Source organism: Clostridium akagii DSM 12554, assembly GCF_000686725.1.
Lineage (GTDB): Bacteria > Bacillota > Clostridia > Clostridiales > Clostridiaceae > Clostridium_I > Clostridium_I akagii.
Genome location: NZ_JMLK01000008.1, coordinates 330,164 through 346,341, shown reverse-complemented (window position 1 = coordinate 346,341; position 16,178 = coordinate 330,164). Strand labels below are relative to the sequence as shown.

Genomic DNA, 16,178 nt, shown 5'->3' with positions numbered 1-16,178 from the left:
ATATGACCTGGTAGCTCAGCTGGTTAGAGTGCCGGCCTGTCACGCCGGAGGTCGAGGGTTCGATCCCCTTCCAGGTCGCCAAATGCTGGCATAGCTCAATTGGTAGAGCAACTGACTTGTAATCAGTAGGTTGTGGGTTCAATTCCTACTGCCAGCACCATTTTTTTAAAATAAATTTAAATTTTACAAGGCCCCTTGGTCAAGTGGTTAAGACACCACCCTTTCACGGTGGTAACATGGGTTCAAGTCCCGTAGGGGTCACCATAACATATTATGGGCGTTTAGCTCAGCTGGGAGAGCATCTGCCTTACAAGCAGAGGGTCACAGGTTCGAGCCCTGTAATGCCCACCATAATATGACCTGGTAGCTCAGCTGGTTAGAGTGCCGGCCTGTCACGCCGGAGGTCGAGGGTTCGATCCCCTTCCAGGTCGCCATATTAGCTGACATAGCTCAATTGGTAGAATAGCTGATTTATAATTAGTAAATTTGGTTCCAATTGCTATTGTTAGCAAAACAACGCTTCTTAGGTTTTATCTAGGAAGCGTTGTTTTTTGCAATTAAGGATGCACATACTTGATTAAAAAAGTTACAGGTTACAGATTAAGGAGATTTTGCCTTGGGGCAAAATAAAAAGAATATAAGAATAACATAGTAACATAGAGAGGAAAAATGTTTAGGGAGATAAGTGGATTTGTGAAACAAATCAGCTTACCTCCCTATTTTATTTATTCTTCGGCTTTAGCCGAAAATATTCCTTAACTTGTCACTTGTAACTAAATGAGTGTTCTGCATTTTCTAACAATTTTCAAGTTATACTCTCAAAGCAGTAAGTTATTGTTTCTGTCTTTGAAGGTTTGTTTTAATTCTTATGTCATCTCCATAAAATTTGAAAAGGGTAAAGTCGCCAAATAGTCTGGAGGTAATTCTTTCAGAATAGGTTCTTGAAAGTTTTTCTAATGCATAGTTTGAAGAAATAAGCATCTTCTTGTTCATTAAAAGTTTTTTATTGAGAAGATTGAACAGTTCTGTGGACGAAAAGTCTGTTATCTGTTCTGTGCCTAAATCATCCAATATGAGTAAATCACAATTAAGAAGTAAGTTCTCTAAATTATGATCATTTTCAAATTTAACTTTTTTAAGATCATGGATGATATCATCTGAGGTTCTGTATATCACAAGGAATCCTTTATCTAATAAATCTTTTGCAATACAATTGGATAAAAAAGTTTTTCCAGTGCCTGAACTACCATAAAATAATAAATTATTTTTTGTTGCTGGAAAGTTTTTCAAATAATCCATTACATACGGAATTATTGTATCCTCCATATTTTTTCTAGGACTTCTAGGATCATTATTTGTCCTCTGGGTAGAGTAATAATCTATATTAAAGTGTTCAAAATTATTGCTTGCAAGCATAGAGTTGTGATAAGAATTCTTATAATATAATTTTACAAGTTTTTGCTTATAGCAACTGCATTTTGTGGAACCTATATAGCCGGTGTCTTTACATTTATTGCATTTATATTGAAGCGATACATAATCTTGAGAATAACCATTGGCAACTAATAACTCTGATTTTTTTACTCTCAGATTAGTAATTTCATTTTTCAAATTACTTAAATAGTTTTCTCTGTCATCTATATCTTTAAATGAATTAACCGCTAAATCAATGCAGAGTTTTGCTATTTTTTTCTCAAGGTTAAAAACCACAGGAAGATCATTTTGAATCTTCTCACGGCGTTGTTTTAGTAACCGTGCTTCATTTTCACGAATGTCAGAATACATTTTAGATATTTCTTCTGCATAGCCTCTAATCATTTTTATCCCATCCTAATAATTTCTTTTCAAGTTCATCATAATCATAAGATCTCTGTTCATAGTCGTTGAAGTTAGTTTTTGGACCAGTTTTTGGACCTGCCTTTTTATAGCTACTCTTTTTAAAATCTTTAGTATCAATTTCAGTGAGAGTTTTTATGCCACCCTTAAACCAGTTAGTTAAGATAGCGTCCATGTATTTGAAGTCAGCTTTATTTATTCTAGAAAAAGTTATGTCACAGGACCTATAGATTACGTCTAAAGGAAAACCATAGGAATTAATCCATTTATCAAGAAGTAATTCTTGAGGTTTTAATACATCAGCATCCCTTATACCTAGATAATTTAATATTTTTCTTATTTTAATCCATTTATCTTCATGTTTTTTAATAAAGGATTGAGCATCATCAATAGAATTAATCTTGTTTTCATGCCAATTGATAGCTATTGTTTCAATATATCTATAATCCGTTTTACCCTTTGAAACACAATATTCTATAAGCAGAAGAATCAGCTCTGGAGGGAAATTAAAATCACTTATCCAGCCTATATACATTTTCATTTCTTTAGTAGATAGGGTTCTTCCAACCAATTTTTCGATATCTTGGAGCATATCTTTAGTTGAGCTGTTATCTAATTCCTTTAAAAGATTTATGGTTTCATCTTTATCAGAACTATTTTCATCAAGGTCTAAAAAATCTATGTTAAAATTCCCCATGTTATCTATAGGAACTAATTTTACAACACCTTCGTCATTCCAATAGTTCCAAGCATTCATAAGGTCCGTCTCCAAAAGATGAAGAGTGTTAGCAAACAAGGCTGAATCAACTCCAAGCTCTCCGGATACACAGTATTTCATTCCCAAAATATATACTTTAACATATTCTCCTCGTGCTCGAGGCATGTACTTATCTATAAAAATATTACTTAAAGGAGTATAGTTTTTAAGTTTATTCTTAAACATGAAAGTACTCATAATATCACCGCCTTTCAAATTTGCTTATGCAATATATAGTACACTCACATATTTATTATAACAAAATGTAGAGATAAAATTAACGTTTTATAATATAAAAATTATGTTAACACTATACTTCCCATAAAATGGCCTAAAAATACTAAAGTTAATATGCATTGATATGTTATAATTTATATATTAATAAAGTAGCATTTTGAAAGAAACAACTAGGTTATATCCTAATTTGATTTTTTTTTTCATATGCCTATAAACAAAATGAGGTGAAGTAATGAGAGCAGAACTTTTATCAGTAGGTACAGAATTGTTATTGGGTGATATAGTTAATACTAATGCTCAATATCTTGGAAAGGAACTTGCCAGTCTTGGAATTAATGTTTTTTATCAGACTGTAGTAGGAGATAATCCAGAAAGGCTAAAAAATGCATATGATATTGCCATTAATAGAGCTGATATCGTTATAACCACTGGAGGACTTGGACCGACTAAAGACGATTTAACAAAAGAAATTGCAGCAGAATATTTTAATAAAAAATTGATCTTAGATGAGAAATCTTTAGGAGAAATAATGGAGTATTTTAAAAAAATGAATTATACTCCAACTGAAAATAACAAGAAACAGGCATATTTTCCTGAGGGATGTATTATAGTCAAAAATAATAATGGAACAGCACCAGGTTGCATTATAGAGGAAAATTCTAAGATCGCAGTATTACTTCCTGGACCTCCAAGAGAGATGAAGCTAATGTTCAATGAGAGTATAGTACCATATCTTAAGAAGTTTCAAGATGGAATGCTTGTATCAAAGTCATTAAGGATAACAGGTATTGGTGAAAGTAGTGTAGACGATGCAGTTGGATACATATTTGATAGGCAGAAAAACCCAACAGTTGCGCCATATGCCAAGGATAATGAAACGGTTTTAAGGCTTACGGCTAAAGTAAACCATGAAGCTGAGGCAGCGAAAATTATTGCGCCCATAGAGAAAGAGATAAGGGACGTACTTGGAGATATAAATGTATATGGAATAAATGAACAGACTATAGAAGAAGTAGTAGCCAAAATACTTATAAAAAATCAGTTTACTATTGCAACAGCAGAATCATGTACAGGAGGACTCTTAGCAGGAAAACTAATAGACTATCCTGGGATTTCTGAGGTGTTTTTAGAAGGTGCGGTAACATATAGTAACGATGCTAAAGTGAAAAGGCTTGGCGTAACTGAGAGCACGTTAAAAGACTTTGGAGCGGTTAGTAGTGAATGCGCAGGGGAAATGGCAGCCGGTATTGCAAAAAATGCTGGAACTACTATTGGTATTTCGACAACAGGAATAGCTGGACCTGGCGGTGGAACAGATGAAAAACCTGTAGGGCTTGTGTACATGGGGATATATATGTTTGGAGAAGTAAAGACGAAAAAATTCAATTTTGTTGGTAACAGGCAAAAAATTAGAGATAGGGCAACTTTTACGGCTTTAGATTGGCTTAGAAGAGAACTTATTGAACATATGAAACAAGTTTAGAGTTAAAATGAATTGTGTAAATAAGTATTTAAACCATTCATATACTTATATAGAAAGCTGGTATAGGGGTGATTATATGGGGTGTCCAAATATTGAAGTGTGTCCATATATTAATAGCAGAAATGAGAATGAAATTATTGAATATAAAAATAATTTTTGTAATAGTGACTATTTTAAATGTGCAAGATTTATTGCTGGTAATATAACAGGTGAAGTACCAGATGATTTAAGGCCAGATGATTTTAAGGAAGCAGAAAAGATAGTAAGAACTGACAAGTGAATGGAAATTTGTCCTAGTGGAAAATTTCATGATTAGTTAAAAATAAAAAAGATGCAAGAAGATTTGTAAACCAATCTTCTTGCATCTTTTTTTATTTGATTCTTCTGCTTCAGCTTCTTTGAGTAAGAATCATCTATTCAAAGCTTAAAGCATCTATTGGACTAAGTTTTGAAGCCTTACTTGCAGGATATAGTCCAAATACAATGCCTACAGTTACAGAGAATGCAAATGCGGCCAGGACTACAGTGCTAGATAGTTGTATGGCGGTGTTGTTAAATGTTTGTAACAACTCACTACCACCAATACCAATTAGTACTCCTAAAATACCGCCGATACCACTGACGAATACCGCTTCAATTAGGAATTGTAATAGTATGGCTCTTCTTTTAGCACCTAAAGCTTTTCTTATACCAATTTCTCTAGTACGTTCCATAACAGAGACAAGCATTATATTCATAATACCAATACCTCCAACTAAAAGAGAAATAGCAGCTATACCAGCAAGTTCATTGGTCATGGTTTGATTTGTTGAAGTTGCTGTAGCAAGTAAGCTGGACTGGTTGAATACTCTAAAATATTTATTTGTTACGGTACTCGCAGAAGTAGTAGGAAGACCGTATTTAGTATCCATAAATAGTTGAAGATAAGACATGGCTGTATTTACGTTATCAGAACTTGATGCCTGAATATAAAAAGTTTTTATATCAGTTGTTTTTAAAAGTCTTTGAGCTGTAGTTAGTGGTAGAAGTACAGTATCATCTGATGAGCCAGCAGAACTGGTGCCCTGTGATTTTAACACTCCAACTATATCGAAAGATACACCGTTTATATTGAGTTTTTGTCCAACAACATCTGTACTATTAAAAAGTTCAGTTGCTACATCTGTTCCAACTACGGCAGAATTATATCTATTATCCAAATCATTTTGATTAATAAATCGTCCACTTTCCGCAGGGACATTTTTTATTGTTTCATAGTTAGGCTCCACGGCTTGAACAGTTGTAGTAGCCGTTTGATCTCCAGCAGATATATTAACATTTCCACTGCTAAGGGTTGGTGATATGTCTTTGATTCCTGGTTTGGTTTTCAGTTCATTTAATTCTTGTTTTGTAACATCTTTTGTTGTTTTACCTGTAATACTTACAGTTATAAGGTTAGTTCCCATGCTTGAAATGGAGTCTTGAACCGATTTTGTACTTCCTTGACCCATAGCAATTAGTATTATGACAGATGCTATACCAATAATTATTCCAAGCATTGTAAGAAAAGAGCGCATTTTATTGGCAAAGATAGATTTAAGAGCCATTTTAAACAGCTGATGTATCTTCATTATTCTCACCTCCATCATCAGAAAGTATATGACCATCTTTTATTTGAATTCTTCTCTCGGCTTCTGCCGCAATTGAAAGGTCATGTGTTATAAGCACTATAGTTCTTCCTGTTTTATGGAGCTCTTGCAAAAGGGCAAGTACTTCTTTACCAGTTTTACTGTCTAATGCTCCAGTTGGTTCATCTGCCATAATTACTGATGGATTTGTTACAAGTGCTCTTGCAATGGCAACTCTCTGCTGCTGTCCACCAGAAAGTTCAGATGGTTTATGGTGAATATGGGATGATAGGCCAACCTGCTCTAGAGCTTTTTCAATTCTCTCTTTTCGCTCAGCATTACCAGTACCTAAATAAATTAATGGTATTTCTACATTTTCATATACATTTAATTTTGTAAGCAGATTATATTTTTGAAATATAAACCCTATTTTTTCATTTCGTATTTCTGCCTGCTGGTCATCGTTTAGAGTTTCAACAGGTGTGCCATCAAGTATATAGCTTCCTTTTGAAGGTATATCTAGACATCCTAAAATATTCATTAATGTAGATTTACCAGAACCTGATGGACCAACAATAGCAGCAAATTCACCATCATTTATTTTTAGAGAAACGTTGTCTAAGGCATAGAGTTTCTCTTTACCAATTTCATATATTTTACTAAGATTTCTTATCTCTATCATATTATAAGTTCCTCCATAATTAGATTATATCCAATCACCGTAAATTGACCGATACTAGTTAGTAAGTTAATTTCCACTACGGGAACCACCGCCAAAGCCGCTACCGCCAGCACTGCCGCTGCCCAAACCACTGCCACCGCCGAAGCCACTACCACCGCCAGATCTAGATGATGAAGCAGATGTAGATACAGTAGGCAATTGAACTAGTACCTTTTGCCCTTCTGATAGACCACTTATGATTTCAACATCATTTTGATTTGAAATACCAGTTTGAACTTCTACAAGTTTACCAGCTTTAGTACCACCACTTCTACTTGAACTAGAACCAAACTTGGATGAACTTCCACCACTGCCATAGCTTGAACTTGAGCTAGTTGAAGAAGTTGAAGGCTCCATTACATATTTTTTACCACTTACAGTTTGAATAGCATTTGAAGGTACCATTAAAGTGTTGTCTTTGCTTTGAACATTTATACTTGCGTTTGCATTCATACCAAGTTTTAAACCTGTAGAATCATCTATTGTTACGACAACATTGTAAGTGGTTACACTATTTGTGCTTGTTCCACTATCAGGTATACTTGCTACAGTTCCAGTATAATTTTTACTTGGAACATCAGCAAATGTCAGGTCAACTTTCTGTCCAAGTGATATTTTACTAATATCAAGTTCGTCTACCGCAACTTGAAGTTGTAAATGGGTTAAATCCATAATTGTTCCTAGGGTTTTACCGGATTGCACGGAATCTCCATTTCCATTAGCAACATTTTCAAATATCCCGCTTATTGGTGCAATAATGTTTTCCTTACTTAAAGTTGTATTATCATTGTCAACTGTAGACTGTGCTTGCTCAATTGCTAGATTGTCATTAGTTATACTGTTGTTATCACTGTTTGCATCATTTGTTAAAGAGTTTTGAGCATCACTAATAGCATTATTATCCTTATCTAGTGTAGCTTGATCTATATTTGGTTTTGCCTTATCTTCAGTGAGCTGGTCGCTGGCTTGGGTTATTTTAGCTTGGCCAGATTGACTATCACTGCTACTTTTTTGCTGTGCTTGGGTAAGTTGTTGTTTAGCCTGGGCAAGTTTAGCCTGATCTATTTTGATTTGATTTTGAAGATTAGAGTCTACCACTGAACCTAGTGAAGTTCCTTGGGTTATAGCGCTTCCTGTTGATACTTTAAAGTTAGTTAGAGTACCATTACTCGGAATAATGACATCTTTTGTTGATGAGGAGGATACAGCTCCAGTTCCAGAAACCGTAACTTTTAATGTGCCTTTTGTTGCCTGTTCGGTGATGAATCTAGTTTGGGTAGTTGCCTTAGCTTTAATTTTAGTAACGTATAGATAATATCCGCCACCTGCAATCACTACGAAAATCAATGCGGAAATAATAATCTTTTTTAACGAAGCTCTATTCATTTTAATTCCTCCTAAGATTTGCTGTTTAATAAATACCAAATATAAATAGGTGACTATTTGCAAATTTTTAAATATTAATTATATAATATAGATACTCTGTTACAGTTTCGTGGCAAGTTTGTAAATAAAAGCTCTTTTAAAAAAATAATGTTCAAGGGTGGCGTTAAAATGTATACAGCATATTATGAATCACCAATAGGAACAATAAAAATCATAGGTTCCGATTTAGGAATTGAAGCCTTGGAATTTTTAGAAAGTAAACAAGAGAAAAATGGAAAAACCAATTTGAATGAAAATATGATTTTATGTTTAAAAGAACTAGACGAATATTTTACTAAACATAGAAAAATGTTCACTGTAAAGCTAAGTATTAATGGTACGGATTTTCAAAGACGGGTTTGGGATGAACTTCTCAAAATACCTTATGGGGAAGTGAAATCATATAAAGATGTAGCAAATGAAATAGGTAATCCAAAGGCAGTTAGAGCAGTTGGGGGAGCAAATAATAAAAATAAAATACCTATAATAATTCCATGCCATAGGGTTATAGGTATAAATGGAAAACTCGTTGGTTATGCTGGTGGTATTGATAAGAAAAAATATTTATTAGAACTAGAGAATAGAAAAGGATAAAATTCCAAATATTTATAATTTTCTTGACTAAAATACAAATATTATATATACTTTGACTATCAAAATATTTTATTATAAACACACAAATTTAATTTAAACAGAAAAGGAAGAGATGATTATGAGAATACCTTCTTTGGTAATAGGAGATTTAAAGGCAGCGATTCCCATAGTTCAAGGTGGCATGGGTGTGGGTATATCACGTTCAGGCCTTGCAGGTGCGGTTGCAAACTGCGGAGGAATTGGGGTTATTTCATCTGTGCAAATTGGTTTTGATGATCCGGATTTTGAAAAAAATTCAGAAGCAGCTAACCAAAGGGCACTAAGAAAACATATTAGAAGAGCTAAGGAAATTAGTCCCAATGGAATAATAGGACTTAATATTATGGTGGCTGTTAATAATTATGATGCTACAGCTCGGATTGCGGTAGAGGAAGGAATAGATCTTATAATTTCAGGAGCAGGTCTACCAATGTCACTACCAGGTCTTGTAGAAGGATCTAATACTAAAATTGCACCAATAGTATCTTCAGGCAAGGCTGCTAAGGTTATTTGTAAAATGTGGGATAAAAAACATAATAGAATACCTGATTTAATCGTAGTTGAAGGGCCTGAAGCAGGGGGACATCTTGGCTATTCACTGGATGATCTAAATAATGACAATAAAGATTTAGCTCAGATAGTAATAGAGGTTATTGAAGAGATAAAACCTTATGAGGAAAAGTATGGTAGAAAAATACCTGTAGTAGCTGGCGGTGGAGTCTATACAGGAAAAGATGTAGCTAAGTACTTAAAGCTTGGTGCAGCAGGAGTTCAAATTGCCACTAGATTTATAGCCACAGAAGAATGTGATGCAGATATAAAATATAAAATGGAATATCTTAAATGTAAAAAAGAAGATATAGAAATTGTAGTAAGTCCAGTAGGTATGCCAGGAAGAGCAATTAAAAATGTCTTCATGAAAAACATAAAGAAAAAGAGTGAAAATGAAAAAATAAGTAGATGCTATAATTGCTTAAAACCTTGCAATCCCAAGGATACGCCGTACTGTATATCAAAAGCTTTAATAAATTCGGTAAATGGAAATGTGGATCAGGGACTTCTTTTCACAGGAAGTAACGGATATCGATTGAACAAAATTGTTAAGGTAAAAGATCTTATTGATGAAATCATAACTGAATGCGAAAAAGAGGCAGAATAACTCGCATTAGATATTTTCTGATCAAATATAAAATTATTTTAAAGCGGTGATAAGAGTGGAGAGGTCATTGACTGTTATGAATGAATTAATGATAGACATATTCAATGATATTCTAACTATAGAGCAATCGGACTTAAAAAAAGGATATTTTAAGGATTTATCAATTACAGAAATACATACCATTGAGGCTATTGGTATGTATGTGCCAAGAAATATGTCGGAAGTGGCAAGGGATATTGGCATTACGCTAGGCACACTTACAACGGCTGTGAGCAATTTGGTAAAAAAAGGATATGTTGAAAGAAAAAAATCCGAGAATGACAGAAGAGTGGTTAATATTGATTTAACTAAAAAAGGCAAGCTTGCATATAGAATACATGCCAAGTTTCATAGAGATATCATTCGAGAGACAATAGATGGTTTAGACGAGAAGGAAAAAAATACTTTAGTTAATGTTTTAGAGAAACTTAATTTTTCTATAAAAGAAAAATATGATATTAAAACTAGGACTAACAGGGAGTGATTGTGTGAACAACGTTAAAATAATAGGTGTTGGAAGTTATGCACCTGAAAGAATAGTAACCAATTCGGACCTTTCAGAAATAGTTGATACAAGTGACGAATGGATTTCTTCTAGAACTGGTATAAAGGAAAGAAGAATAACAGAAGGTGAAGACACTTCTAGTCTGGCAGCAAAAGCCGCACTTAATGCAATAAAGGATGCAAATATAAATCCTTTAGAAATAGATCTACTAATAGTAGCTACAACTTCCCCAGATTCATTTACGCCGTCTACCGCCTGTTTGGTTCAAGCGATAATAGGTGCTGATAATGCTACTTGTTTTGATATTGGTGCTGCTTGTTCTGGTTTTATATATGGATTAAATGTTGGAACTCAATTTGTTAAAACTGGAGTAGCAAAAACTGTTCTTGTTATTGGGGCTGAAGTTCTTTCTAAGATACTTGACTGGGAAGACAGATCAACCTGTGTGCTTTTTGGAGATGGAGCAGGTGCTGCAATATTAAGTAAAAGTGAAACAAACGGAATATTATCAATATTTACGGGTTCAGATGGAAAAGGTGCAGAATTTTTGAAATGTCCTGCAGTAACTGTTAAGAACCCGTTTGCTAGTAATATTGATAAAAAAAGCAGTGTAGTATCTATGAATGGAAAAGAGGTATTTAAATTTGCAGTTAAAACAATGCCAATAGGTATAGATAAGGTATTAAAGGACAGCGCGTACACTATAGATGATATTAAATATATTGTGCCACATCAAGCTAATATGAGGATTATAGAACATGTGGCTAAAAAACTAGGTATTGACAATGAAAAGTTCTTTATAAACTTAGATAGATATGGAAATACATCAGCTGCTACTATTCCTATAGCACTTGATGAAATGGCAAAGCAAGGATTACTTAAAAATGGAGATAAAATCATCTTAGTTGGTTTTGGTGGAGGTCTAACGTTTGGATCAGTACTTATTGAATGGCTAATTTAAGGTGATGACATTTATTTTAATAAACCATAGATAATATTTAACAATTGATTAGAACACGCAAGAACGGTAGGAGGATTATTATGATATTTGAAAAAGTAAAACGTATTACAGCACATCAACTAAATGTAGACGAAAAAACCATAAAAATGGATACAGCTTTTGAAGAAGATTTAAAGGCTGATTCATTGGAGCTTTTTCAAATAATAATGGAAATTGAAGATGAATTTAATATACAGATTGAGGTTGCAGATGATATAAAGACAGTTGAAGACGCAGTAAAGGCAGTAGAAAATAGAATTAGTGAAAAATAGTCAAAGTATAACAATTATTAGGGAGGTTATTATGATTAAATCTGTATTTTGTGAAATGGTAGGAATAAAATATCCCATTATACAAGGCGGAATGGCTTGGATTGCAGACAGCTCACTTGCATCAGCAGTTTCTAACGCTGGAGGTCTTGGAATAATAGCAGCAGCTAACGCACCAGTAGAGTATATAAGGGAAGAAATAAGAAAAACCAAAAAATTAACCAATAAACCTTTTGGAGTGAACATAATGCTTCTCAGTGAAAATGCAGAAGAAGTGGCAAAAATGGTTTGTGAAGAAGGAGTTAAAGTTGTTACAACGGGTGCTGGAAATCCAGGAAAATACATAGAAATGTGGAAAGCACATGGAATAAAGGTTATACCTGTAATTGCATCAGTTGCTCTAGCTAAGAGAATGGAGAGAAGTGGTGTTGATGCAGTAATAGCAGAAGGGTGTGAATCTGGAGGACATGTAGGTGAAATTACTACCATGGCCATCGTACCACAGGTTGTTGATGCAGTTAGTATACCTGTTATAGCAGCAGGTGGAGTAGGTGATGGAAGAGGAATTGCAGCTGCACTTATGCTTGGAGCTGTTGGCGTGCAAGTTGGTACTAGATTTTTAGTGGCTGAGGAATGTACAGTTCATGATAACTATAAGGCTAAAATAATAAAGGCAAAAGATATAGATTCAGTAGTCACAGGAAGACCAACAGGGCATCCTGTAAGAGTATTAAGAAATAAACTCACAAGAAAATTCCAAATCCTTGAAAAAGAAGGAGCAGGAGCAGAAAAGTTTGAAGCACTTGGAGTAGGGGCACTTCCTAAAGCGGTAAAAGATGGAGATGTAGATAATGGCTCTGTTATGGCTGGTCAAATTGCGGGACTTGTTTGTAAAACTCAAAGTTGTCAGGAGATAATAAAGGAAATGTTCTCTCAGGCTGAAGAAACATTAAATACTGTTAAGGTAGTATAATATAACCGCTAAGAAATGGAGAATTTATATGGGAAAGATAGCATTTTTGTTTTCAGGTCAGGGCGCTCAATACGTTGGGATGGGCAAGGAATTATATGATAATTTTAATGTGGCAAAAAAGATTTATGAAGAGGCAGATTCTACTTTAGGTTTTGAAATAAGTAAGCTTTCCTTTGAGGGGAATAAGGCTCAGTTAGATGAAACTGAAAATACACAGCCAGCTATTTTAACAGCTAGTATAGCAGCGCTAAAGGTATTAGAGGAAAAAGGAATAGAAGCAGATGTAACAGCAGGACTAAGTCTTGGAGAATACACCTCATTAGTTTATAGTGGCGTATTTGAATTTAAAGAAGCAGTTAAGCTTGTAAAAAAAAGAGGTCGGTTTATGCAGGAGGCTGTTCCACAGGGGAAAGGTGCTATGGCGGCAGTGATAGGGCTTGATAGTGAAAAAACTAGGCAAGTATGCACAGATGCAAGCAAATTTGGAATTGTAGAACCAACTAACTTTAATTGTCCAGGACAAATAGCTATTGCAGGTGAAGTTGTTGCCGTAGAAAAAGCGGCTGAAATGGCAAAAAATGCTGGAGCAAGAAAAGTAATTATGCTTAAGGTTAGTGGTCCATTTCATACTTCTATGCTAAAACCAGCTTCGGATAAATTAAGTCTAGAGCTTGAAAGTGTAAAGATTAATGATTTAAAACTACCAGTTATAACAAATGTAACTGCTGATTATATAAAATCAAAAGATGAAGTAAAGGATCTACTGACTAGACAGGTTATGAGTTCGGTACTTTGGGAAGATACCATAAGACGAATGATATCTGATGGAGTAGATACTTTTGTGGAAATAGGACCTGGAAAAATTTTAAGTGGTTTTGTTAAGAAGATAGATAGAACCCTTGCAATATTTAATGTAGAAGATGTTGATAGTTTAAATAAATGCATAGCTGGAATTCAAACAAAATAACAGCTTAGAAAGCTTAGGAGGTTTAACAACTATGGAAGGTATTGATCTTAAAGGAAAAACAGCAATAGTGACAGGTGCAAGTAGAGGAATCGGTAAAGCTATAGCACTAAGGCTAGCAGAACTCGGTGCAAATATTGTTGTTAACTATAGGAGTACACCAGTAGACGATCTTATTATTGAAATAGAGAAAATGGGTGTTAAGGCTATAGCAATAAAAGCAGATGTAAGTAAATTTGATGAAGCAGAAAAACTGATTAAGGAAACTGTAGAAACATTTGGAACTTTGGATATACTAATTAATAACGCTGGAATTACAAAGGATGCACTAGTAATGCGGATGAAAGAAGAGGACTTTGACAGCGTTATTAATGTAAATTTAAAGGGAGCATTTAACACTATAAGGCATGCAAGTGGTATAATGTTTAGGAAGAGAACTGGAAGAATAATAAATATAACTTCTGTTGTAGGCATAACAGGTAATGCAGGGCAAATAAATTATTCTTCAGCAAAAGCAGGACTAATAGGGATGACAAAATCTTTGGCAAAAGAACTTGGAAGCCGCGGAATAACTGTTAATGCAGTAGCACCAGGCTTTATAGGAACGGATATGAGTGATGAACTTTCTGACAAACAGAAGGAAGCTATGATTGGAAGTATTCCATTGAAGCGAGTAGGAAGTACAGAAGATGTGGCAAATCTTGTAGCATTTCTAGTATCAGATATGGCCACATATATAACTGGTCAGGTTATAAATGTAGATGGCGGTATGGTAATGTAATATACGTATACGAAAAATAGTACACATAAAAGGTAGGCGAAAAATTTATGAGTAGAAGAGTAGTAATCACTGGAATGGGAGCTATCACACCAGTGGGAAATGATGTTGATACTTTTTGGAATTCTATTTCCAGCGGAGTAGTTGGAATAGGAGATATCAAAGCTTTTGATACAACTGACTTTAAAGCAAAGCTTGCGGCAGAAGTTAAGGATTTTGATCCTGAAGATTATATAGATAAAAAGCAAGCAAAACGAATGGATAGATTTTGTCAATTTGCATTAGCAGCTTCAAAGGAAGCAGTAGAAGATTCGGAGTTAAAATTTGATCAAGAAAATATGGAACGAGTAGGCGTTATAGTAGGCTGTGGAATTGGTGGAATAGGAACAATAGAAACACAAGTAGCTAAAATGAATTCAAAGGGACCTAACAGGGTTACACCAATGCTTATACCAATGATAATAAGTAATATGGCATCCGCGAACATAGCAATTGCATACGGTGCAAAAGGAATTTGTACTACAATTGTTACTGCCTGTGCGTCTGGAAATAACGCTATTGGAGAAGCCTTTCACAAGATAAGACATAATGAAGCAGATATAATTTTTTCAGGTGGTACGGAAGCATCAATTACGCCTTTATCAGTATCTGGATTTATATCTATGACAGCACTAAGTAGGAGCACTGATCCTAAAAGAGCATCAATACCTTTTGATGCAGAACGAAATGGTTTTGTAATGGGTGAAGGATCTGGGATATTAATATTAGAAGAATATGAGCATGCAGTTAAAAGAAATGCTAAAATATATGCAGAGGTTGTTGGATATGGGTCTACTTGTGACGCTTATCATATAACATCACCATCACCAGGTGGTGCAGATGGTGCAAGAGCTATAATTATGTCCATTGAAGATGCTGGTATAAAACCAGAAGATATTTCATATATAAATGCACACGGAACAAGTACTCAGGCAAATGATAGTACTGAAACAGAAGCGATTAAAAAGGTATTTGGTGAAAATGCATATAAAATTCCGGTTAGCTCAACAAAATCTATGACAGGACATCTATTAGGTGCAGCTGGAGCTATTGAGGCAATAATATGCGTAGAAGCACTACAGAATAATTTTATTCCACCTACAGTAGGACTCCAGGTTAAGGATCCAGAATGTGATCTTGATTATGTTCCAAATGTTGGTAGAAAAGCAGAAGTTCAATATACCCTTTCAAATTCTTTGGGTTTTGGTGGACATAATGCAGCAATTGTATTTAAGAAGTGGGTTGGAGGTAGTAAAAATGGATTATGAAGCGATAAAAGATCTTATTAAAACTGCATCAGAACAAGAGTTAACATATTTGAATGTTGAATCTGAAGGAATGCACATAATAATGAAGAAGGGTTCACAGGAAATTGACACTAGAGTAGAAGACAATGTGGCAACTAGTAAAATTAGTGATACTAATGAAATTATAAAAGAAGATAAGCCAATCATAGAAAAGAAGCTAGTTACAGAAGATAAAAATATTAAGGTAGTAAAATCACCAATAGTTGGAACATTTTATACTTCAGGAGATCCAAAGGCCGGTGCTTTTACGAAAATTGGTAGCAAGGTTAAAAAGGGCGATGTGCTTTGCATAATTGAGGCAATGAAACTCATGAATGAAATAGATGCAGAATTTGATGGCGAAGTAATAGAAATTCTAGTGGAAAATGAGCAAATGGTTGAATACGGTCAAGGTTTATTCAAAATAAAGTGTAATTAGATAATCATTACAGTGAATGGAGAGAAAT

17 protein-coding genes and 5 tRNA genes are annotated in these 16,178 nt (G+C 34.4%); 17 read left to right on the top strand and 5 right to left on the bottom strand.

Translation table 11 applies throughout. From position 1 onward, the window contains the following. Positions 1-4: 4 nt before the first annotated feature. The 5 genes from BR66_RS0105720 to BR66_RS0105700 all read left to right on the top strand — a co-directional run bounded on the left by BR66_RS0105720 (position 5) and on the right by BR66_RS0105700 (position 434). Positions 5-81, top strand: a tRNA-Asp gene (locus BR66_RS0105720). Positions 82-84: 3 nt separating this feature from the next. Next, positions 85-160 (top strand) — tRNA-Thr (locus BR66_RS0105715). 29 nt (positions 161-189) lie between these two features. Beyond that, positions 190-264, top strand: a tRNA-Glu gene (locus BR66_RS0105710). Between the two features lie 11 nt (positions 265-275). Further along, positions 276-351: transfer RNA gene (locus tag BR66_RS0105705), tRNA-Val, on the top strand. A gap of 6 nt (positions 352-357) precedes the next feature. Next, positions 358-434: transfer RNA gene (locus tag BR66_RS0105700), tRNA-Asp, on the top strand. Between the two features lie 397 nt (positions 435-831). Here the strand turns inward: BR66_RS0105700 and BR66_RS0105690 are convergent. Both BR66_RS0105690 and BR66_RS0105685 read right to left on the bottom strand, forming a co-directional pair. Further along, positions 832-1,818, bottom strand: coding sequence for an ATP-binding protein (locus BR66_RS0105690; protein WP_026882054.1), 987 nt, complete (start codon positions 1,816-1,818; stop codon positions 832-834). After that, the gene (locus BR66_RS0105685) at positions 1,811-2,791 is read right to left on the bottom strand and encodes a DnaD domain protein (RefSeq protein ID WP_026882053.1); all 981 of its coding nucleotides are present in this window, start codon (positions 2,789-2,791) and stop codon (positions 1,811-1,813) included. The genes BR66_RS0105690 and BR66_RS0105685 overlap by 8 nt, the downstream gene beginning before the upstream one ends. Positions 2,792-3,062: 271 nt before the next feature. On the opposite strand from BR66_RS0105685, the gene BR66_RS0105680 reads away from it, so the two are divergent. Both BR66_RS0105680 and BR66_RS0105675 read left to right on the top strand, forming a co-directional pair. Beyond that, a complete protein-coding gene (locus BR66_RS0105680) occupies positions 3,063-4,313 on the top strand; it encodes a competence/damage-inducible protein A (protein ID WP_026882052.1) in 1,251 nt (416 codons plus the stop codon). Positions 4,314-4,389: 76 nt separating this feature from the next. Continuing rightward, positions 4,390-4,593 carry a hypothetical protein gene (locus BR66_RS0105675; RefSeq protein ID WP_026882051.1) on the top strand — a complete coding sequence of 68 codons (204 nt, stop codon included), beginning with the start codon at positions 4,390-4,392 and terminating at the stop codon, positions 4,591-4,593. A 133-nt stretch (positions 4,594-4,726) separates the two neighbouring features. On the opposite strand, the gene BR66_RS0105670 is transcribed toward BR66_RS0105675, so the two are convergent. The 3 genes from BR66_RS0105670 to BR66_RS0105655 form a co-directional block, all read right to left on the bottom strand. Next, positions 4,727-5,923 (bottom strand): ABC transporter permease, encoded by a 1,197-nt coding sequence (locus BR66_RS0105670; RefSeq protein WP_026882050.1) that lies wholly within the window; start codon positions 5,921-5,923, stop codon positions 4,727-4,729. Continuing rightward, complete coding sequence (locus BR66_RS23215) at positions 5,901-6,602, bottom strand: ABC transporter ATP-binding protein (protein ID WP_035795528.1); 702 nt, start codon at positions 6,600-6,602, stop codon at positions 5,901-5,903. Before BR66_RS23215 ends, BR66_RS0105670 begins: the two co-directional genes overlap by 23 nt. 66 nt (positions 6,603-6,668) lie before the next feature. Continuing rightward, a complete protein-coding gene (locus BR66_RS0105655) occupies positions 6,669-8,027 on the bottom strand; it encodes an efflux RND transporter periplasmic adaptor subunit (RefSeq protein ID WP_026882049.1) in 1,359 nt (452 codons plus the stop codon). Between the two features lie 168 nt (positions 8,028-8,195). On the opposite strand from BR66_RS0105655, the gene BR66_RS0105650 reads away from it, so the two are divergent. The 10 genes from BR66_RS0105650 (at position 8,196) to accB (ending at position 16,150) form a co-directional block, all read left to right on the top strand. After that, positions 8,196-8,660, top strand: a complete 465-nt coding sequence (locus BR66_RS0105650; protein WP_026882048.1) for a methylated-DNA--[protein]-cysteine S-methyltransferase — start codon at positions 8,196-8,198, stop codon at positions 8,658-8,660. Between the two features lie 118 nt (positions 8,661-8,778). Then, complete coding sequence (locus BR66_RS0105645) at positions 8,779-9,858, top strand: NAD(P)H-dependent flavin oxidoreductase (RefSeq protein ID WP_026882047.1); 1,080 nt, start codon at positions 8,779-8,781, stop codon at positions 9,856-9,858. Between the two features lie 55 nt (positions 9,859-9,913). Next, the gene (locus BR66_RS0105640) at positions 9,914-10,381 is read left to right on the top strand and encodes a MarR family winged helix-turn-helix transcriptional regulator (RefSeq protein WP_026882046.1); all 468 of its coding nucleotides are present in this window, start codon (positions 9,914-9,916) and stop codon (positions 10,379-10,381) included. A 4-nt stretch (positions 10,382-10,385) separates the two neighbouring features. Then, complete coding sequence (locus BR66_RS0105635) at positions 10,386-11,363, top strand: beta-ketoacyl-ACP synthase III (protein ID WP_026882045.1); 978 nt, start codon at positions 10,386-10,388, stop codon at positions 11,361-11,363. 80 nt (positions 11,364-11,443) lie between these two features. Then, positions 11,444-11,674 (top strand): acyl carrier protein, encoded by a 231-nt coding sequence (gene acpP, locus BR66_RS0105630; RefSeq protein WP_026882044.1) that lies wholly within the window; start codon positions 11,444-11,446, stop codon positions 11,672-11,674. A gap of 16 nt (positions 11,675-11,690) precedes the next feature. Next, entirely contained in the window at positions 11,691-12,644 is a 954-nt protein-coding gene (gene fabK / locus BR66_RS0105625) for an enoyl-[acyl-carrier-protein] reductase FabK (protein WP_278246800.1), read from the top strand. Positions 12,645-12,672: 28 nt separating this feature from the next. Next, a complete protein-coding gene (fabD, locus tag BR66_RS0105620; protein ID WP_026882042.1) occupies positions 12,673-13,611 on the top strand; it encodes an ACP S-malonyltransferase in 939 nt (312 codons plus the stop codon). Between the two features lie 31 nt (positions 13,612-13,642). Further along, positions 13,643-14,389, top strand: coding sequence for a 3-oxoacyl-[acyl-carrier-protein] reductase (gene fabG / locus BR66_RS0105615; RefSeq protein ID WP_026882041.1), 747 nt, complete (start codon positions 13,643-13,645; stop codon positions 14,387-14,389). A gap of 47 nt (positions 14,390-14,436) precedes the next feature. Further along, a complete protein-coding gene (gene fabF, locus BR66_RS0105610) occupies positions 14,437-15,693 on the top strand; it encodes a beta-ketoacyl-ACP synthase II (protein ID WP_026882040.1) in 1,257 nt (418 codons plus the stop codon). Then, positions 15,683-16,150, top strand: a complete 468-nt coding sequence (accB, locus tag BR66_RS0105605; protein WP_026882039.1) for an acetyl-CoA carboxylase biotin carboxyl carrier protein — start codon at positions 15,683-15,685, stop codon at positions 16,148-16,150. The genes fabF and accB overlap by 11 nt, the downstream gene beginning before the upstream one ends. The last annotated feature ends 28 nt before the right edge of the window (positions 16,151-16,178 follow it).